Below are 17,616 nucleotides of genomic sequence, written 5' to 3' on the forward strand. Positions count from 1 at the left end.
AAATGATCCAGACTATGCGTACCGCGGGCGTTGCCCTGCTTCTCTGCTCCGCAGCCAGCGTACCCGCGCTTGCAAAGGAAGTCGCCTACGACATCGTCATCAAGGGCGGCACCATCGTCGACGGCAGCGGCCTCGCCGCCTATCGCGGCGATGTCGGAATCGCGGGCGGGCACATCGTTGCGGTGGGCGATCTCGCCAAGGCCAAGGCGGCCAAAACCATCGATGCCAATGGGCTCGTCGTCGCGCCCGGCTTCATCAACATCCACAGCCATGCCGAGCCTGAGGGCGTCTCCACCGCGGTCAACATGCTGACCCAGGGCGTCACCACCGAAATCATCAACGCCGACGGCGGTGGCGGCAACGACATTGCCGCGCAGCTTCCCGAGATGGCCGCGAACGGGCTTGCCGAGAACATCGGCGCCTACGTCGGCTTCAACGCCGTGTGGCGGGACGCGATGGGCGACCGCGACCTGCGCCCGACGCCGGAGCAAATCGCATCGATGAAGGCCGCGATCGAAAACAACCTGAAGGCGGGCGCGTGGGGCGTCGCCTCGGGTCTCGATTACCGCCCGTCCTACTATGCGAAAACGGAAGAGGTGATCGACATCGTCTCGGTCGCAAAGCCGTGGCGCACCAATTTCCCCAACCACGACCGCCTGCGCCCGGAGGATAATCTCAGCTCTTTCAAGGGCATGGAAGAAACCGTTCTGATCGGTGAGAAAGCGGGGCTCGTCCCCGTCATCACGCACATCAAGAGCGCGGGCAAGGAACGCGGCAACGCGCCGAAGGTGCTCGAAATGGTCTCCGCCGCCACCGCGCGCGGGGCGTGGACGGCGATCGACATCTATCCCTACCTTGCCGGGCAGACGGCGCTGCAGGCCTTCCTCGTGCCAGGCTGGGCAGCGGATGGCGGGCGCGACGCGATGCTCGCGCGCTTCAAGGATCCGAAGCTCCGCCCGCAGCTCGTCGAGGCGGCGGAATATGCGATGGCAACGCGCCTCGGCGGCGCCGAAGGCATCGCCCTCCCCGATCTCGGCAAGCGGCTTACCGACATCATGGCTGCTGAAAACATCCGTGCCGGCGAGGCGGTGCTCCGCACGCTGGAACGCGATCCCTACACCCGCGCCAACATGACGTTCGGCGACGAGAAGGACGTGATCGCCTTCCTGCAATATCCCGACACGGCGGTCGCCTGCGATTGCGGTGCTTCGATCAAGAACCGTGGCCATCCGCGCTACTTCGGCAGCTTTCCGAAAATCCTCGGCCACTATGTGCGCGACACCGGCACGATCACGATGGAAGACGCTGTTCGCAAGATGAGCGCTCTCCCCGCCGCGATCATCGGCATGGTCGATCGCGGCCATATCGCGCCCGGTATGCGCGCCGACGTGATGGTCTTCGATCCCAAGACCGTGCGCGACCACGCGACGTTCGACGCCCCCACGCTGCCATCGGACGGTGTCCGCCACGTGATCGTCAACGGCGTTCCGGCGCTGGAGGGCGGCGCAGCGACGGGCGCGAAACCAGGCGCGGTGCTGCTGCGCGACGCGCACATGCCGAGCCGCCCGATGAATACCGCCTCAAAGGCACGCGCCTTCACGGCGAGCGGACAGTCGGCGGACTACAGCATCACCCTCACTGCAAAGCAGGGGGCAGGCGATCGCTTCGCCACCGGCACGGTGAAGCTGAAGGACGTGAAGTCGGGAACGGTGTGGTCCGCCGACCGGCTCGGCACGGTCCAGACCGCCAAAGGCTGGGCGAGCGTTACCGCGGTGCTGAAGGACAAGGCGGGTAATCGGAAGGCTGCGACGCTGACCCTCGACCGGGCGGATGGCAGCGCGGAAACGCCTGTGGTCACGGTGGCGCTGGGCGGCGAATCCGCGGCGATCCTGCCCGCGAAGGGCTCCGTTCAGGCCGAATAACCCGCCGCGCAGGGCAAATTGCGGATGGAGAATCGCGTCTCAGTCGTTAGACAGGGCGCGATTCTTCATCGTTCGCTTCGAGCCCCGGCCTCGGCGCGAACATTCCGGCAGGAGCAGCCATGATTGAAGCCGAATGGTGGGATGCAGAGGATTCCGCCGAACTCGCCGCGTCGGCGGCGGGCGACATCCAGTTCATCATCGAAAGCGCCATCGATGCGCGCGGGCAGGCGCTGATCGCCGTGCCCGGCACCGGGATCGCGCTCACGGTGCTGAAGGAGGTCGCGAAAGCGAAATTCGACTGGAAGCGCGTCACCATCGTGCCGACCGGCGACTGCCTCGTCGCGGTCGACAGCCCACTGTCCGCCGCCGCCGCACTCGCCCGCATCTTCCTGCCCAAGGGTGCGCGCGTTCTGCCGATCGGCAGCGACAACGCCGACTACAAGGCTGCGGGACGCGCCGCTGACGCACGGCTCGAAGACCTGCAATGGCCGCCCGATCTCGTGTGGCTCGATGTCGGTGCGAACGGCGAGACGGCGGGCATCTTCCGCGGCCCCGATCTCGACGAGGCGCTGAACGGCCCGAAGTCGCGCCGCGCGATCGGCGTAATGCCCGATCCGCTGCCGAAGGACGCGCCTGTGGCACGCGTGACGCTGACGCGCGCCGCGATCACCTCGGCGCGCACGCTGATCGTCGCGCTCGAAGGCGACGACGCAAAGGCTGTGCTCGAAAAGGCGCTGGAAGACGGGCCGCTTTCGGACACGCCGGTCGGCCGCGTGCTCGCCGAAGTCACCGTCCCGGTCGACATTCACTGGTGTCCCGCCTGACGGCGCGATGAGGATCGTCGCAGCCGATATCGGCGGCACGCACGCCCGCTTCGCGATCGCCGAGATCGCAGGCGGGCGGTGTGAACTCGGCGAACCGGTAACGCTGAAAAGCGCTGACTACGACGGTCTCGAAGCGGCTTGGGCAACCCTCCCCGCCCTCTTCGGCCATGCGCTTCCGAACGCCGCTGCGATCGGCGTCGCCGCGCCCATCGCAGGCGATGTGCTTGCCTTCGTGAACAATGACTGGAAAATCCAGCGCGCCGGACTCGCCGGGCGGCTGGGTCTCGAAACGGTGAAGCTCCTTAACGATTTCGGGGCGATGGCCCACGGCGTCGCAGCACTGGGCGATGAATGGACCGAGCATCTGTGCGGCCCCGACGTGCCGCTTCCTCTCGACCACCCTGTCAGCGTAATCGGCCCCGGCACCGGCCTTGGCAGCGCGATCCTGCTCAGGCGGGGGGGACGTGTCGAGGTCGTGGAAACCGAATCCGCGCACATCGCCTTCGCGCCGCTCGATGCCACCGAAGAGACGATGATGCCCGCGCTGCGGCGGATGTACGGCCGCGTCTCGAACGAACGGCTCGTCTCAGGGCCAGGCCTCGGCGCGATCCGCACCGCGCTTGATCCCGGCGCCGCGCCAATGACGGACGCCAATCTCTGGGCCGCCGCGCTCGCGGATGAGGACGACGACGCCATGGCGCGCTTCGCGATGATCTACGGCGCGGTCGCGGGCGATATTGCCCTCGCGCACGGCGCGATGGGTGTGGCCATCGTGGGCGGGCTTTCGAACCGCGCGAAAACGCGGCTTCGCGCCTCGGGCTTTCACGCCCGTTTCATTGACAAGGGCCGCTATAGCGCGCGGATGCAGCAGGTTCCGGTCAGGCTGGTGACGCACAGGCAAACCGGGCTGCTCGGCGCGGCAGCCGCATTCGCACAGGACTACGCCGGCACTTAGACGGCTGCGGCCATCCGCGCTTTATGCGCCTCGGCGATTTCGTCCGTGAAGCAGACACCGAGTTCACCGTCCGCAAAGCGCACGACGATGCCCGACCGCATTCCCATCCGCACCGTCGTCAGCAGCACCTTCTCACCGATCGCGATCTGCTCGTGCGTGGCGAGACGGGCGCCCGTCATCGACATGTCGATGACGCGCGCCGTCACCTGGCCACGACGGTAATCCATCCTGGCCAGATAGTTCGTTGCGGCACGTGCCGCATTCCGGTGGTTATCGGGTGCGTTCGACATGCCCCGAATCTCGCACGAAAATGGTTAGCAGATCGTTGCCGATCAGCCGTAAACCTCAAACAGGCCCGCCGCGCCCTGCCCGCCGCCGATGCACATCGTGACGACGACATATTTCGCGCCGCGACGCCGCCCCTCGATCAGCGCATGGCCGGTAAGGCGCGCACCCGACATGCCGTAGGGATGGCCCACGGAAATCGCGCCACCGTCGACGTTGAACTTTTCGGGATCGATGCCGAGCTTGTCGCGGCAATAGAGCGCCTGCACCGCGAACGCCTCGTTCAGTTCCCAAAGGCCGATGTCGTCGATCTTCAGGCCGTTCTGCTTCAAAAGCTTCGGGATCGCGAACACCGGACCGATGCCCATCTCGTCGGGCGCGACACCCGCCACCGCCATGCCGACATAGCGGCCGAGCGGCTTCAGGCCGCGGCGTTCGGCCTCTTTCGCCTCCATGACGAGCGAAGCCGAGGCGCCGTCCGAAAGCTGGCTGGCGTTGCCGGCGGTCACGTTGTGGCCGGGGCCGCGCACGGGTTGCAGACCCTTGAGGCCTTCGAGCGTCGTCTCGGGGCGGTTGCCTTCGTCCTTCGTCAGCGTCACGTCGTGCTTGGTGACCTCGCCCGTCTCCTTGTTCTTCATCACCATCACGGAGGGCAGCGGCACGATCTCGTCGTCGAAGCGCCCGGCCTGCTGCGCCGCCGCCGTGCGCTGCTGCGACTGGAAGGCGAATTCGTCGCACACGTCACGGCTGATGTTGTAGCGCTTGGCCACGATCTCCGCGGTGTCGATCATCGGCATGTAGGCGTCGGGATGCATCTCGATCAGGCTCATGTCGGGCTCAATCCGCATCTTCTCGTTCTGTACCATCGAGATCGACTCGACGCCGCCGCCCACCACGATCTGCATCCCGTCGACGATCACCTGCTTCGCCGCCGTCGCGATCGCCATCAGGCCGCTCGCGCACTGGCGATCGAGCGCCATGCCCGCCACGGTCACGGGAAGCCCGCCGCGCAGCGCCGCAAGCCGCCCGATGCACGGCGACTGCACGCCCTGCAGCATGGCCGAACCGAAGATGCAGTCATCGACCTCCGCCGGGTCGATCCCTGCGCGCGCTACCACATGTTTCACGGCATGGCCCGCGAGCGTCGGCGACGGTGTGGCGTTGAAAGCGCCGCGATAGGCCTTGCCGATCGGCGTGCGGGCGGTGGAAACGATAACGGCTTCGCGCATGGGAGAGTCTCCTGTTCCTGAATCTTATACGTAGGTGAGGCCGACCCATTCGGCCAGCAATGCGGGCTTTTCCTCGCCCTCGATCTCAACGACCACCTCGTAGGTGGATTGCAAAACGCCCGGATTTCGCTCCGTCACGTCGAGCAGCGTCATGCGCCCGCGAACGCGCTTGCCCGACCGCACGGGGGCGAGGAAGCGCAGCTTGTTCATGCCGTAGTTCACGCCCATCTTCCTGCCTTCGAGGTCCGGAAACAGCTCGTAGGCCATGGCCGAAAGCAACGACAGCGTAAGGAATCCGTGGGCGATCGTGCCGCCGAAGGGCGTTTCCGCCGCCCGTTCGGGATCGACATGGATGAACTGAAAGTCCTCAGTGCATTCTGCAAACGTATCGATCCGTTTCTGATCGACTTCGAACCAGCGCGAAACACCCAGTTCGCTGCCCACCATCGCCTTGTAGGCCTGCACCGAAACCGTCATCCACACCTCCCTTTTTCGCGCCCGGCTTAAGATGCCGCAGCCGCCATGCCTAGATAGGTAAAACGTGAGTATTCTTGACCTCTTCGAGCACCGCATAGGTCCGCGTTTCCCGCACCCCAGGCAGATCGACGAGCGTATCGCCGAGGAAGGCCCGGTAAGCCGCCATGTCCTTGACGCGCGCCTTGATGAGGTAGTCGAACCCGCCCGCCACCATGTGGCACTCGAGGACGGCAGGCATCCGCCGGACGGCGGCAGCGAAATCATCGAATACGTCTGAGGTCGTGCGGTCGAGCAGCACTTCGACGAAAATGAGCAGCGCACAATCGAGCAGCACGGGATCAAGCACGGCGACGGTGCCCGCGATATAGCCCTTCTCCCGCAGCCGCCGGACACGTTCGTGGCAGGCGGCTGGCGACAGGTTGCAGCGCTCGGCGAGCGCCTGGTTGGTGATGCGCCCGTCTTCCTGCAGCGTACGCAGGATGGCGCGGTCAATGGCATCGAGCATGACAATCCGAACCTTCTTCGGCAAAATCAGAATACGCCTTACATAATTCAGGAGAAGAAACAAAAATACAAAGCACATTTGTCCTATTCGCTGGCATTATCGAAGGATCATCAGCGAAAGACCCGTCATGCCCATCGCCGACATCCTTGCCGATATGCAGCGCCTGCACCGTGCGCCCGAGCCGGACGTGATCCTGCCGCTGTGCGAGGCCGCGCGCGTCGATGCAGCGGCAAGAGGCAGGATCACAGCCCGCGCCGGGGACCTCCTCGACGAGCTGCGCGCCGCGCAGTCGAGCGGCTGGGTCAACCGCTTCCTTCAGGAATACCGCCTCAACACCGACGAAGGCATCGCCCTACTCGCGCTCGCCGAAGCGTTCCTGCGCGTGCCGGATGCTGAGACCGCCGACCTCCTCATTCGCGACAAGCTCGGCACCGCCGACTGGTCGGCGCACGCCGGCAAATCCGATTCCACGCTCGTCAACGGCGCGACATGGGGCCTTGTCGTCACCCGCTCGCTCGTCGGCGAGAGTGGATCGGCGCTGAAGCGCCTGATCGGCCGGGTTGGCGAGCCCGTGGTTCGCACCGCCGTCGGCACGGCGATGCGCCTGATGGGGCAGGTGTTCGTGATGGGCCGCACGATCGAAGAGGCGCTGGAGCGCGCGAACGACAAAGACCACACCGGTTTCGTCGCCAGCTTCGACATGCTTGGCGAAGCGGCGCGCACGCGGGACGACGCAGAGCGCTATTTCCGCTCCTATGCGGATGCCATCGACGCCATCGGCAAGGGCAGCAAGGGCCGCGACCACAGCATCTCGGTAAAACTCTCGGCGCTCCACCCGCGCTATGAAACCGCGCACGCCGATACCTGCGTGCCCGAACTTTCCGCCATGCTCGTCGAACTCGCCGAGCGCGCCGCAAAGGCGGACATCGGCCTCACCGTCGATGCGGAGGAATCGGAGCGGCTCGTCATGTCGCTCGACATCATCGCCGCCGCCGCCCGCGCGCCGTCGCTTTCCGGCTGGGACAAGCTCGGCATGGCGGTACAGGCTTACTCAAAACGCTGCCGCGCGGTCATCGCATGGGCGGACGCGATCGGCGCAGAGACCAACCGCCGGATCGCGGTGCGCCTCGTGAAGGGCGCCTACTGGGACAGCGAGATCAAGCGCACGCAGGAGGCCGGGCTTTCCGACTATCCGCTGTTCACGCGCAAGGCCGCAACCGACGTCTCCTACCTCGCCTGCGCGCGCGACATGCTTGCCGCGAAGAACATCTACGCGGCGTTTGCCAGCCACAACGCGCTCACCGTCGCGACGCTGCTTGAATGGGCCGGCGAGCGCCGCGACTTCGAGTTCCAGCGCCTCCACGGCATGGGCGAAGGGCTTTATGAAACGCTGGTGCGCGAAGGCGGCTACAACTGCCGCATTTATGCGCCCGTCGGCGGCCACCGCGACCTCCTCGCCTATCTCGTGCGCCGCCTGCTTGAAAACGGCGCCAACTCCAGCTTCGTGCATCAGCTCGCCGACCCGAACGTCACCGAGGAAGAGCTGCTCGCCGATCCGGTCGAGAAGATCGCGGCCGTCGGCGGCACGCGCCACCCCTCCATCCCCCTCCCCGCCGATCTGTTCGGTGCCGTTCGCGGCAACAGCGCAGGCATCGATTTGCAGGACGCCATGACCCTCGAAGAAACCGCATCCGCCATCGCCGCCCGCGCCGACATCGGCGCTCCTCCCGCCGATTCGACCGTCGCGGAAGTGCACGCCGCAATCGCCGCAGCCGACGCTGCATTCGAAGGCTGGTCGCGCACCCCCGTCGAAACCCGCGCCGCCACGCTCGATCGCCTCGCCGATCTGCTTGAAGAACATCGCATCGATCTGATGGCACTCGCCGTCCATGAGGCAGGCAAGACCCTAGGCGACGCGATCGGCGAAGTCCGCGAAGCCGCCGACTTCTGCCGCTATTACGCCAATCAGGCGCGCGCAGAGTTCGCGCCGATCGAACTGCCGGGGCCGACGGGCGAGAGCAATACGCTGCGCCTCGAAGGCCGCGGCGTGTTCGCCTGTATAGCGCCTTGGAACTTCCCGCTCGCGATCTTCCTCGGCCAGGTCACGGCGGCACTCGTCGCCGGAAACAGCGTCGTCGCCAAGCCCGCGCCGCAGACGCCGCGCATCGCGCTGCGCGCCGTCGCGCTCGCCCACGAGGCCGGCGTACCGAAGGATGTGCTGAAGCTCGTCATCGGCGGCGCCGAGCCAGGGAACGCGCTCACCGCCGATCCGCGCGTGATGGGCGTCGCCTTCACCGGATCGACCGGCACGGCCAAGGCGATCGCGCGCAGCCTCGTGGCAGACGACGCGCGCCCGATCGTGCCACTGATCGCCGAAACCGGCGGCCTCAACGCGATGATCGTCGATTCGACCGCGCTCCTCGAGCAGGTGATCGCTGACGTCGTGACGTCAGCCTTCCGTTCCGCCGGCCAGCGCTGCTCGGCGCTGCGTTTGCTTATCGTGCAGGAAGACGTGTTCGATCGCACGCTTGAGATGCTGAAGGGCGCGATGGACACGCTCGTCGTCGGCGATCCCGCCGATCCGCGCACCGATGTCGGCCCGGTGATCGATGATGCGGCATACCGGAAGCTCGAAGACTACCGCCTGTCGGCAACAGACCGCTGGCTGCATACGGTCGCAGTGCCCGAAGGCCGCTTCATCGCGCCGACCGTGATCCGCCTCGACCGTATCGAGGATCTGACGAAGGAATGGTTCGGCCCGATCCTGCACGTCACGACGTGGAAGACCGGCACGCTCGACGAGACGATCGCGCGCATCAACCGCAGCGGCTACGGCCTCACCATGGGGCTCCACAGCCGCATCGCCAGTCGCTGCGACCGCACGGTGGCGGCGGCGCGCGTCGGCAATCTTTACGTCAACCGCTCGATGATCGGCGCCATCGTCGGCTCGCAGCCGTTCGGCGGCGAAGGCCTGTCGGGCACCGGGCCGAAAGCGGGCGGGCCACACTACCTGCCGCGTTTCGCGGTGGAGCGCACGGTCAGCATCGACACGACCTCGGCAGGCGGCAACGCCAGCCTGCTCTCCATCGAGGATGTGACGCTTTAGGGAGCGGGCTGCAGATCGCGCGGAATCGCGAGCGGATCGACAACCTTGCCGTCCAGCCCGCCGAGGAAGCCCATCTGCGTCGGATAGGCGAAGTCCACATCGAGCTCGCTGAAGCGGCGCACGACACCGAGCATGAACGCCTGGCGTGCGGCCATCATCTCCTGCATTCCAGAAGCCGTCACATTGAAGACGATCTCCATATCGATGGAGCTTGCCCCGAAATTCCAGAAATGCGCGCGGTCGAAGGCGATCAGCGGAACACTTTCAGCAATCTTCCGCACTTCATCGGGCAATGCTTCCATGATGTCGGGAGGCGTCTGGTAAATAATGCCGACCTGCATGACGACACGGCGTTGGTGGATTACCGCGTAGTTATGGATGCGGTTTTCGAGCAGCTTGGCATTCGACACGGAAACCAGTTCACCTGAAAGCGAACGGATTCGCGTGGTCTTGAGCCCGATCGCCTCGACCGTACCCGTCAGCGTGTCCACGGTGATGACGTCGCCGCGCACGAACGGCTTGTCGAACAGGATCGAAAGCGCCGCGAACAGGTCTGAAAAGATGCCTTGCGCGGCAAGGCCGATGGCGATGCCGCCGATGCCGAGGCCCGCGACAAGCGCTGTGACGTTAACGCCAAGATTGTCCAGGATGAGGATCGCCGCGATCGCGAAGATCGCCACATTGATGATAACGCGGATGACGCCCATCGCCGAGACCAGCGTCGAATTGTGCGGGTCTTCGCCCGCCGCGCGGCGCGCAACAATACCGAGTGCGAACTCGCGTATCCAGATCGCACCCTGCAAGACCGCCGCCACCGTGAAGAGGAATTGTACGACCGGCAGGGCGCCGGCGAGTCCGGGGGCGCTTGCCACCACAAGCTGAACGGCCACGGCGGCGAGGAAGAAACTGCGCGTGCGCCGAAGCACCTGGCCCAGGATCGCACGCCAGCTGTTCGGCTCCAGCGCACCCGGTGCGCCCACGATGCGCCACGCAACGGCGCGGATACCCACGAGCAGAAGATAGATGCCGACGGCCACGGCGCCATAGATGAGGAGTGCGGTGCCGTTTGCGGCGATCCACGCGGAGGCCTCGTTCAGGCTCTGGAAGTCGGACGCGGGGAGTATCTGATTTTTTGTCATCTGCTTTTCAACGCCGGAGACCGCTTGTGGTTCAACCGGCTTCTACAGGCAGGCGCGCCACCTTGGAACCGCCCTTCCGGCGCGGATCAGGCTTTTGCGGGCACGGTCGCCCCCATCCCGGCTGGGCGCCGCCGCGGGCCGAGCTTCTCATCGACGTTGTTCCCAAGCCGCTCCCGGCGGGCGATGTGCGTCGCTGCGATCGTGATCGCGAGAAGGTCATAGTACGGGGGCTGGAACGCGATACTGACGAACATCGAACCCACGGTGTAGACGATCAGCGAGATCGCCATCATCGTGCCGAGGTCGCGGAACCAGATGTCCCGCTCCGGGTCGCCGGTGCTGATATTCTTCAGCTTCCACGTGGCATGAAGCGCGAGGACGACGATCGAGACATAGATCACCGCACCGAGATAACCAAGTTCGCCGAGCACCTCGAAGAAGCTGTTGTGGAATGCGCGCGCCTCCTTCTTGATGGTGACGGTGCGCGTGTCCATGTTGTCGGCCACGCCCTCGCGGCGCTGCATGTCCACGTCGAACTGGTTGATGCGATAGACGCCGAAGCCGCCGCCGAAGGGATGCTCCTTCACGAAATCGATTGTCCACAACCATACGGCGATACGCGTGGAGGCGGACATGTCCTCGTCATAGGTCTTGATGGTCGACATGCGCTCCGTAAACGAAGCCGGCAGGAGCGGAATGGCAATTGCTGCCGCCGCAGCAATCGCTGCCCCGAAAATGAGCTTCTTCCTGCTGGTCAGCCATAGCAGGAGCAGCAGCGCCGTACCCGCGATAAGGCCGGTGCGCGCCTCCGCGCCGACCGTGACGAGCGTCATCGAGAAGATGATGCCCGCCGTCGCGAGCAGCGTCAGCAGGTTGCGCTTGATGATCGTGTTGCGGCGATAGAGCCACAATGTCAGCGGGATGAAACACAGCGCAACCGTTGCCAGCGTGCTGCCTTCATAAAGCCCGGTATTGCTCTGCACGAGGAACGAGACATTCCCGTAACCGCCGCCGCCGAGGAGCGTCTTGATGCCGCCCGAAATCGTGATCGCGGCGGTGCTGAGAATCATGATGAATGCCGCCGCTTCCACGCGACGCCGCGTCGTCAGCACCCAGGGCAGGAACACCGAGAACAGCAGCCCTTTCCAGACCCAGTCCCATTTTTCACGGGCATGATCGGTGACGATGGCCCAACCGAAGGTGTTAACCGTCGCCAAAAGAACAAGAAGAATGACCAGCACCTGCACAAGACTGAGACGGATGCGCTGTTTCTCGTCGAGGAAGACGTAGAACGCGACGGCCCCGATCGCCATGATGAGTGCGACCGGCGCGCCGCTGAGGAACCAGTAAGTGAGTTTCTGCGGTTGCAGGAAGTCGACCCAGATGTAGCCGAGCGCCATGAAATAGGGGCGCCGGAACGACGCGACGACGAAGCCGACGATGAAGCAAATGAGAACGAGGTCGCGCATCAGTCTACCGGGGCGTTCCCGTTCCGCCCGCGGGCCGCGCTGCGATTGTGGGCACGGAAGGTCGGCTTCTGCGCATCTTCCTTGCCGTCTTCGGCCGGGAGCGTGAAGCAACGCCATAGCACGACGATCATCATCAGCTGCGACACCAGCAATGCGAAATTGTCTACCATCCGGGCCTTGTCCCTAGCGTGCGTGCCTTGCCGCACGCAGTCATCGCGCTGTTAACGGCTTCCGCTTAACATCTCGTGCACCCAAGGGCAAAGCCGTCACGTTGGGATGATACCTGCCGAATGTTTGCACCCGGCCTTGCGAAAGCCGGGCGCATTGGCAATAGGACGCGGACATGAAAAGGGAAACGAACGACGCATGACCAGGCGAGTGCACATGATCGCGGCGGCACGCCCGAACTTCATGAAGGTGGCGCCGCTCTGGCACGCGCTTGCCGCCCACGATGATTTCGAACCCGTTCTGATCCACACCGGGCAGCACTACGACGCGAACATGTCGGACGACATCTTCGCTGATCTCGATCTCCCGGCGCCCGATCATCACCTCGGCGTGGGCTCCGGCAGCCATGCCGAGCAGACCGGCAAGGTGATGATCGCCTACGAGAAGATCGCGATGGACGAACAGCCGGACTGGCTCGTCGTCGTCGGCGACGTCAATTCGACCGCGGCGTGCGCGATGGTCGGCGCCAAGCTCCACATTCCGGTCGTCCACCTCGAGGCGGGCCTGCGTTCGGGCGACCGCGCCATGCCCGAAGAGATCAACCGGCTGGTGACGGACGCGATCTCCGACGTGTTGTGGACCCCCTCGCCCGACGGCGACGAACACCTGCGCGCCGAAGGCATACCGGCAAGCCGCATCACCCGCGTCGGCAACATCATGATGGACAGCTTCGAACGCATCCGGCCGAAGCTCGACGCCGAGAACGCCCCCGCCCGCTTCGGCCTCACGCCCGGAAACTACGGCATCGTCACGCTGCACCGCCCGTCCAACGTCGATGAAGCGCCCCAGCTGAAGGCGCTCGTCGACGCGCTGGTGGAGGCTTCGCAGCGTCTCCCGCTGATGTTCCCGATGCACCCCCGCACAAAGAGCCGGGTGGAGGCGTTCGGCCTGTCGGACACGCTCGCCAAGGGCAACATCACCCTCGCCGAGCCGCAGTCCTACAAGCCGTTCATGAGCCTCTTGAAAGACGCGCGCATCGCAATCACGGACAGCGGCGGGCTTCAGGAGGAAACCACCTATCTCGGCATCCCCTGCCTCACGCTCCGCGACAATACGGAACGGCCGGTCACCGTCGCCGAGGGCACCAACCGTCTGGTGAAGGCCGACGCGCTTGTCAGCGCGCTCGATGCCGCGCTTGCCGCCCCGCCGGGGACAGCGAAGCGCCCGGAATTCTGGGACGGCCGCACGGCAGAGCGCTGCGTCGCCGATCTGGTGCGGCGCGGCCGCTGATGGCGATCAAGCCGCTTCACATCCTCGATCATTCCCTGCCGCTGCACAGCGGCTACACGTTCCGTTCGCGCGCGCTCATCGAAGGCCAGCGTCGGCTCGGCTGGCAGCCGCTGATGCTGACGACGCCGCGCCACTATGCCGAAGGGCCGGACCCGGAGGTCATTGATGGCCTTACCTTTCACCGTTCCCGGCGTTCGGGTCTGCCGATCATCGGCGAGATCGCCGCGACATCGAAGCGGCTCGATGCGCTGATCGAGGCCGAGAAGCCCGATCTGCTGCACGCGCATTCGCCGGTGCTCACCTTCGCCGCGGCGTGGGGCGCCTCCCGCCGCCACAACCTGCCGCTCGTTTACGAAATCCGCGCCTTCTGGGAAGACGCCGCGGTCGGCAACGGCACCGGGCGCGAGGGCGACCTCAAATTCCGGCTGACCCACGCCGCCGAAAGCTGGGCCTGCCGCCAGGCCGATGCCGTCGGCGCGATCTGCAAGGGCCTCCTTGGCGACCTCCGCACACGCGGCATCGACGAGGCGAAGCTGTTCGAGATTCCGAACGCGGTCGATCTCGCCCAGTTCGGCGACCCGCTGCCCCGCGACACGGCACTTGCGACTGAACTCGGCCTTGAAGACGCGGAGGTCATCGGCTTCCTCGGCTCCTTCTACGACTACGAAGGCCTCGACATCCTGATCGCGGCGATGCCCCGGCTGGTTGCCGCGCGGCCGAAGGCGCATTTGCTGCTCGTCGGCGGCGGCCCGATGGAAGCCTCGCTGCGTGCTGCGGCGGCGGCATCGCCTGCAAGCGACCGCATCCGCTTCGTCGGCCGCGTGCCGCACAGCGAGGTCGATCGCTATTACAGCCTCGTCGATGTGCTCGCCTATCCGCGCAAGGCCATGCGGCTCACCGAGCTGGTGACGCCGCTGAAGCCGCTCGAAGCGATGGCGCAGGAAAAGCTCGTCGCCGCCTCAAACGTCGGCGGGCATCGCGAGCTGATCGAGGACGGCGTCACCGGCACGCTGTTCGCGGCAGACGATCCCGATGCCGCCGCGGATGCTCTGATCGGCGTCCTTGCCAGCCGCGACACATGGCCCGAACGTCGCGCCCGCGCCAAAACCTGGGTTTCAGCCGAGCGCAACTGGGACCGCAGCGTCGCGGCCTACGTGCCGGTTTACGAGCGCCTGCTCAGTCGCGCACGGTAAGCGCTTCGAAATGCAGGCGCCGCGCCTGCGTCGTCCCCTGCCGCAGACTGTCCTCGCCGATGATCACGAGATCGGCGAGGAGTTCGCCGGGAAGGTCGATCTCATCACCCAGCAGCGTGCCGCACACCCGCAACGCCGCCCGGTCCACGCTCTCCGCCTCGCCGTCGATGCGGAGCGTGAAGGCATGGCGCTGCCCCTCGAACGTTGCGCTCGCCCAGGGTACCGCATCATAGGTTTCAACGGCGCCGTGAAGCGCATCCGTGCAGGCCTTCAGGCGGCCCCTCACCGTTCGCATGAGCGGGCACGGCATCAGGCGCCGAGCCCACGAATATAGGCCTCGATGCGCGCCATCGTGCGGGGTCGCGGCTCGCGTCCGCGCCGGAGATCGAACACCAGCCGAGGATCGCCGAGAGCGTTTCGCCCGAAGCGCGTGGGCGTCAGACGTGTGCGTTTCAGGCAACGTTCGATTTGAAACAACAGCGACATTGCTTTTCTCCCATTTCCTGTAGGAAAAAAACAACTATGAAGCGATTTCCTACAAGTCTAGGATAAAAACGATCATTATTTTCCCGAGGGAGGCATGCCCTGAACGCCGCCGCGGTTCGCCGAACACTCGACACGCTGATTCACACCCGCGGAGAAGACTACGCGTCGGTGTCGCGCCTCATTGGCCGTAATCCCACCTATATTCAGCAGTTCATCCGGCGCGGCGTGCCCCGCAAGCTCGACGAGGATGATCGGCGCACGCTCGCGCGCCATTTCGATGTGCCGGAGCACGTGCTTGGCGGCCCTGAGTCCCGCGTCGGTCGGGCCGTCATCGCACACGCCGCCGAGGGCGCGGCGGCAGAAGACTATCTGCTCATCCCCTGTCTGGATTCTGCCGGAGAGGCGCCAGAGGCTGCGCTCGCCTTTCAGACACGCTGGCTCACCGGGCTGTGCAGCGGCAATCCGCAGGCACTTTCGGTGCTGCGCATCGCGGGCGACGCGATGCATCCGACGCTTTCACACGGCGACCCCGTGCTCGTGGACACGGCCGATGGCGCTGCAACCTTGCGCGACGGCATCTATGCGCTGCGCAGCGGCGGCAACATGGTCGTGAAGCGGTTGACGCGGAACCCGGCGACACAGGGCATCGCCATCAAGAGCGACAACCCGGGCTGGCCCGACTGGGAGGATTGTCCGCCCAAAAGCCTCGATATCGTGGGCCGCGTGATCTGGGTGGGCCGCGAACTGCGGTAGGATGTATAGAGTTTCGGTTCAGGCCAAGACGAAAACGGTGGATTTCGAAAACACGATACCGCTTTTGCCGTAACATTGCGAGCACGCGTCCGACGAAGTCCAGAATGACCGTGAGCGCGGTGGAGCGTGGCATGGACCTCGCCGCGCTTGTTACCAGGGAAGGTCACGATCTTGCCGACAAGCTCCCAAAAACAAACGAAAATGATATGGCGCCATTCCAATCGTCACCTACGGACAATTGATAACCATCAGATATCGATGGAATTGCGGCCCGACATTTCTCAATGTCCCTTATCTTGATTTAGGAATGATAAAAAATCTAAACCAATTTTATATACATCATTTTTTATTGCTGTAACTTCACCCCTTTCTCCTACTAACTTACCCGTTTCATCCGCCTCTGTAGCAATAAATCTTTCAGTGCCTGGCCTATACACGTTTTTCCATTCTTTATTTTTTTGACGTATAGATGCTTCAATTTTATATGGCGTGTTATTTTCATCCAATTTTACATTGGTATCAATATACAAGGTTTTTTCCTCGTATTTTGAGCAATATTTTTTAAATTCATCTATATAAAATTCTTTGGAATGTTTAGACACTCTATGCCATCTTCTTATTTTTGTTCCTGCTATGAAATGACCAATACTAGATTGATTTAATTTCTTATTTAGAGCGGCGCCAACAACGGCGCCATTTTCTATTTTATTTGTTTTTAAATAATATTCCAATCTAGGATCAATACTAATACGCTCACATATATGACTTTCTGGAAAAATATCCATATCCCCGGGATGGGCAGGAAGGTACGATTTCAGTTTTGGCACACTTGGCAGAACGTGAATTTGAGGAATTTCTTTTTTCTTTTCAGCACCGCATGTGGAAAGAAAAATTCCACCGATAGGCCAGAGTTTTAATAGCATTTTCGGATCCAAATTTTGTTATTATTTGAACTCACCGTTCTCTCCCTGCCTCTCTGGTCGCTTTTGCGATCGGCGACAGAAAATACTGTATGATCCGGCGCGTGTCCGTTTCGATCTCGGCAAAGACCGCCATGCCCGGAGACGCCTGCCAACAGAGCGTGCGCGTCTGCTCGGCGCGCCGTGAGCTGCCTCTTGTCTCCGTGGAACAATCAGGCCCGGTATGGGCCAATCCCCACACACCCTAAAGCTCAGCGCTTTCGCCGGAAAACCGTCCACAAAACCGCAAGCAGAATTCCGGCACCCATGCCGATGACGGCCCCAAGCATGGCCTGATGCCAGGCGATGCCGAATCCCGTGCCTGCAAAGAGCCCCAGTGCGATGAACAGCCCTGCGGGAGAGCTTTGGCTTTGCCCCGGCCGTTCAGCCTGCATTTCTCATTCCTTCGATACCTTCAGGTCGATTTCTGCGCCAACTGTCCCGTCCTGAAACAGGCCGCACATGCCATGCAGACAGCGAAACAATAAAAGCCTTTTGAATTCAGGTGATTGGCTTCTGGCATCGGCCTTGCTGGAGACGGTGCAGGAACAGGATAGGCGGGGGTAATCTCCAATGCAATTGCTTGCCATACATGATCGCGGTTCGCTCGAGGATGCCTCGAGCCTGATCGCCAAGTTCGGGGACGACGCTGTCGTCGAAGCCGCGACCATCGCCGATCGCTACCGCGATTCCGGCAATCTCAACCTTTTCTGCCGCTGGCGGCAGGTCGAGCGTGCCATCATGCTGCTCCAGCTTGAGGACGTCGTCGGCGAAGTGCACTGATCCGTCGATGAGCCGATAGGCCGAGGCGGAAAGCCAGCAAGATTCCCCTACCGGCGCGGGGCCGGCTTCGGCT

19 protein-coding genes are annotated in these 17,616 nt (G+C 63.8%); 8 read left to right on the plus strand and 11 right to left on the minus strand.

Annotated features, from left to right (window positions below):
• The first annotated feature begins 2 nt into the window (after positions 1-2).
• From AAC014_RS03510 to AAC014_RS03520, 3 genes are all read left to right on the plus strand, one after another.
• Positions 3-1,922, plus strand: a complete 1,920-nt coding sequence (locus AAC014_RS03510) for an amidohydrolase family protein (RefSeq protein WP_339704139.1) — start codon at positions 3-5, stop codon at positions 1,920-1,922.
• Positions 1,923-2,041: 119 nt separating this feature from the next.
• Positions 2,042-2,746, plus strand: coding sequence for a 6-phosphogluconolactonase (locus tag AAC014_RS03515; RefSeq protein ID WP_339704141.1), 705 nt, complete (start codon positions 2,042-2,044; stop codon positions 2,744-2,746).
• A 7-nt stretch (positions 2,747-2,753) separates the two neighbouring features.
• Entirely contained in the window at positions 2,754-3,701 is a 948-nt protein-coding gene (locus AAC014_RS03520; RefSeq protein ID WP_339704143.1) for a glucokinase, read from the plus strand.
• Here AAC014_RS03520 and AAC014_RS03525 read toward each other — a convergent pair.
• Genes AAC014_RS03525 through AAC014_RS03540 form a run of 4 tightly spaced genes read right to left on the minus strand, consistent with a single transcriptional unit; the run spans position 3,698 to position 6,197 of the window.
• Positions 3,698-3,991 carry a PilZ domain-containing protein gene (locus tag AAC014_RS03525; protein WP_339704145.1) on the minus strand — a complete coding sequence of 98 codons (294 nt, stop codon included), beginning with the start codon at positions 3,989-3,991 and terminating at the stop codon, positions 3,698-3,700. The two genes, AAC014_RS03520 and AAC014_RS03525, sit on opposite strands and share 4 nt — an antisense overlap.
• Positions 3,992-4,033: 42 nt before the next feature.
• Positions 4,034-5,215, minus strand: a complete 1,182-nt coding sequence (locus AAC014_RS03530) for an acetyl-CoA C-acyltransferase (RefSeq protein ID WP_339704147.1) — start codon at positions 5,213-5,215, stop codon at positions 4,034-4,036.
• A 24-nt stretch (positions 5,216-5,239) separates the two neighbouring features.
• Entirely contained in the window at positions 5,240-5,692 is a 453-nt protein-coding gene (locus AAC014_RS03535; RefSeq protein WP_339704149.1) for a MaoC family dehydratase, read from the minus strand.
• Positions 5,693-5,741: 49 nt separating this feature from the next.
• A complete protein-coding gene (locus AAC014_RS03540) occupies positions 5,742-6,197 on the minus strand; it encodes an Lrp/AsnC ligand binding domain-containing protein (protein WP_339704151.1) in 456 nt (151 codons plus the stop codon).
• A 127-nt stretch (positions 6,198-6,324) separates the two neighbouring features.
• Here AAC014_RS03540 and AAC014_RS03545 point away from each other — a divergent pair, with 127 nt between their 5' ends.
• Positions 6,325-9,303: an L-glutamate gamma-semialdehyde dehydrogenase gene (locus AAC014_RS03545; RefSeq protein WP_339704154.1), complete on the plus strand. Its 2,979-nt coding sequence runs from the start codon at positions 6,325-6,327 to the stop codon at positions 9,301-9,303.
• On the opposite strand, the gene AAC014_RS03550 is transcribed toward AAC014_RS03545, so the two are convergent.
• The 3 genes from AAC014_RS03550 to AAC014_RS03560 all read right to left on the minus strand — a co-directional run bounded on the left by AAC014_RS03550 (position 9,300) and on the right by AAC014_RS03560 (position 12,081).
• Positions 9,300-10,442 carry a mechanosensitive ion channel domain-containing protein gene (locus AAC014_RS03550; protein ID WP_339704156.1) on the minus strand — a complete coding sequence of 381 codons (1,143 nt, stop codon included), beginning with the start codon at positions 10,440-10,442 and terminating at the stop codon, positions 9,300-9,302. The genes AAC014_RS03545 and AAC014_RS03550 overlap by 4 nt on opposite strands.
• Before the next feature lie 86 nt (positions 10,443-10,528).
• On the minus strand, positions 10,529-11,911 hold the full coding sequence (locus tag AAC014_RS03555) for a putative O-glycosylation ligase, exosortase A system-associated (protein ID WP_339704158.1): 1,383 nt from the start codon (positions 11,909-11,911) through the stop codon (positions 10,529-10,531).
• On the minus strand, positions 11,911-12,081 hold the full coding sequence (locus AAC014_RS03560) for a hypothetical protein (protein ID WP_339704160.1): 171 nt from the start codon (positions 12,079-12,081) through the stop codon (positions 11,911-11,913). Before AAC014_RS03560 ends, AAC014_RS03555 begins: the two co-directional genes overlap by 1 nt.
• A 196-nt stretch (positions 12,082-12,277) precedes the next feature.
• Here AAC014_RS03560 and wecB point away from each other — a divergent pair, with 196 nt between their 5' ends.
• Together wecB and AAC014_RS03570 are read left to right on the plus strand one after the other, a co-directional pair.
• Positions 12,278-13,369 carry a UDP-N-acetylglucosamine 2-epimerase (non-hydrolyzing) gene (wecB, locus tag AAC014_RS03565; RefSeq protein WP_339704162.1) on the plus strand — a complete coding sequence of 364 codons (1,092 nt, stop codon included), beginning with the start codon at positions 12,278-12,280 and terminating at the stop codon, positions 13,367-13,369.
• Positions 13,369-14,562 carry a TIGR04063 family PEP-CTERM/XrtA system glycosyltransferase gene (locus AAC014_RS03570; RefSeq protein ID WP_339704164.1) on the plus strand — a complete coding sequence of 398 codons (1,194 nt, stop codon included), beginning with the start codon at positions 13,369-13,371 and terminating at the stop codon, positions 14,560-14,562. Before wecB ends, AAC014_RS03570 begins: the two co-directional genes overlap by 1 nt.
• On the opposite strand, the gene AAC014_RS03575 is transcribed toward AAC014_RS03570, so the two are convergent.
• Together AAC014_RS03575 and AAC014_RS03580 are read right to left on the minus strand one after the other, a co-directional pair.
• Positions 14,546-14,857 (minus strand): hypothetical protein, encoded by a 312-nt coding sequence (locus tag AAC014_RS03575; protein ID WP_339704166.1) that lies wholly within the window; start codon positions 14,855-14,857, stop codon positions 14,546-14,548. The genes AAC014_RS03570 and AAC014_RS03575 overlap by 17 nt on opposite strands.
• 14 nt (positions 14,858-14,871) lie before the next feature.
• Positions 14,872-15,048 (minus strand): hypothetical protein, encoded by a 177-nt coding sequence (locus tag AAC014_RS03580; protein WP_293778858.1) that lies wholly within the window; start codon positions 15,046-15,048, stop codon positions 14,872-14,874.
• Positions 15,049-15,216: 168 nt separating this feature from the next.
• Here AAC014_RS03580 and AAC014_RS03585 point away from each other — a divergent pair, with 168 nt between their 5' ends.
• On the plus strand, positions 15,217-15,801 hold the full coding sequence (locus tag AAC014_RS03585; RefSeq protein WP_339704169.1) for a S24 family peptidase: 585 nt from the start codon (positions 15,217-15,219) through the stop codon (positions 15,799-15,801).
• Between the two features lie 281 nt (positions 15,802-16,082).
• Here the strand turns inward: AAC014_RS03585 and AAC014_RS03590 are convergent, their stop codons facing one another.
• Both AAC014_RS03590 and AAC014_RS03595 read right to left on the minus strand, forming a co-directional pair.
• The gene (locus AAC014_RS03590; protein ID WP_339704171.1) at positions 16,083-16,724 is read right to left on the minus strand and encodes a hypothetical protein; all 642 of its coding nucleotides are present in this window, start codon (positions 16,722-16,724) and stop codon (positions 16,083-16,085) included.
• Positions 16,725-16,972: 248 nt separating this feature from the next.
• Positions 16,973-17,155, minus strand: a complete 183-nt coding sequence (locus AAC014_RS03595; protein ID WP_339704173.1) for a hypothetical protein — start codon at positions 17,153-17,155, stop codon at positions 16,973-16,975.
• A gap of 178 nt (positions 17,156-17,333) precedes the next feature.
• On the opposite strand from AAC014_RS03595, the gene AAC014_RS03600 reads away from it, so the two are divergent.
• Positions 17,334-17,543 (plus strand): hypothetical protein, encoded by a 210-nt coding sequence (locus tag AAC014_RS03600; RefSeq protein ID WP_121048184.1) that lies wholly within the window; start codon positions 17,334-17,336, stop codon positions 17,541-17,543.
• Positions 17,544-17,616: the final 73 nt, after the last annotated feature.

The organism is uncultured Sphingosinicella sp., from assembly GCF_963974575.1.
Lineage (GTDB): Bacteria > Pseudomonadota > Alphaproteobacteria > Sphingomonadales > Sphingomonadaceae > Sphingosinicella.

Bases quoted from the DNA above. Each gene is read 5' to 3' on its own strand.
- AAC014_RS03510 (WP_339704139.1), top strand. From the start codon at position 3: ATGATCCAGACTATGCGTACCGCGGGCGTTGCCCTGCTTCTCTGCTCC.
- AAC014_RS03515 (WP_339704141.1), top strand. From the start codon at position 2,042: ATGATTGAAGCCGAATGGTGGGATGCAGAGGATTCCGCCGAACTCGCC.
- AAC014_RS03520 (WP_339704143.1), top strand. From the start codon at position 2,754: ATGAGGATCGTCGCAGCCGATATCGGCGGCACGCACGCCCGCTTCGCG.
- AAC014_RS03525 (WP_339704145.1), bottom strand. From the start codon at position 3,991: ATGTCGAACGCACCCGATAACCACCGGAATGCGGCACGTGCCGCAACG.
- AAC014_RS03530 (WP_339704147.1), bottom strand. From the start codon at position 5,215: ATGCGCGAAGCCGTTATCGTTTCCACCGCCCGCACGCCGATCGGCAAG.
- AAC014_RS03535 (WP_339704149.1), bottom strand. From the start codon at position 5,692: ATGACGGTTTCGGTGCAGGCCTACAAGGCGATGGTGGGCAGCGAACTG.
- AAC014_RS03540 (WP_339704151.1), bottom strand. From the start codon at position 6,197: ATGCTCGATGCCATTGACCGCGCCATCCTGCGTACGCTGCAGGAAGAC.
- AAC014_RS03545 (WP_339704154.1), top strand. From the start codon at position 6,325: ATGCCCATCGCCGACATCCTTGCCGATATGCAGCGCCTGCACCGTGCG.
- AAC014_RS03550 (WP_339704156.1), bottom strand. From the start codon at position 10,442: ATGACAAAAAATCAGATACTCCCCGCGTCCGACTTCCAGAGCCTGAAC.
- AAC014_RS03555 (WP_339704158.1), bottom strand. From the start codon at position 11,911: ATGCGCGACCTCGTTCTCATTTGCTTCATCGTCGGCTTCGTCGTCGCG.
- AAC014_RS03560 (WP_339704160.1), bottom strand. From the start codon at position 12,081: ATGGTAGACAATTTCGCATTGCTGGTGTCGCAGCTGATGATGATCGTC.
- wecB (WP_339704162.1), top strand. From the start codon at position 12,278: ATGACCAGGCGAGTGCACATGATCGCGGCGGCACGCCCGAACTTCATG.
- AAC014_RS03570 (WP_339704164.1), top strand. From the start codon at position 13,369: ATGGCGATCAAGCCGCTTCACATCCTCGATCATTCCCTGCCGCTGCAC.
- AAC014_RS03575 (WP_339704166.1), bottom strand. From the start codon at position 14,857: ATGCGAACGGTGAGGGGCCGCCTGAAGGCCTGCACGGATGCGCTTCAC.
- AAC014_RS03580 (WP_293778858.1), bottom strand. From the start codon at position 15,048: ATGTCGCTGTTGTTTCAAATCGAACGTTGCCTGAAACGCACACGTCTG.
- AAC014_RS03590 (WP_339704171.1), bottom strand. From the start codon at position 16,724: ATGCTATTAAAACTCTGGCCTATCGGTGGAATTTTTCTTTCCACATGC.
- AAC014_RS03595 (WP_339704173.1), bottom strand. From the start codon at position 17,155: ATGCAGGCTGAACGGCCGGGGCAAAGCCAAAGCTCTCCCGCAGGGCTG.
- AAC014_RS03600 (WP_121048184.1), top strand. From the start codon at position 17,334: ATGCAATTGCTTGCCATACATGATCGCGGTTCGCTCGAGGATGCCTCG.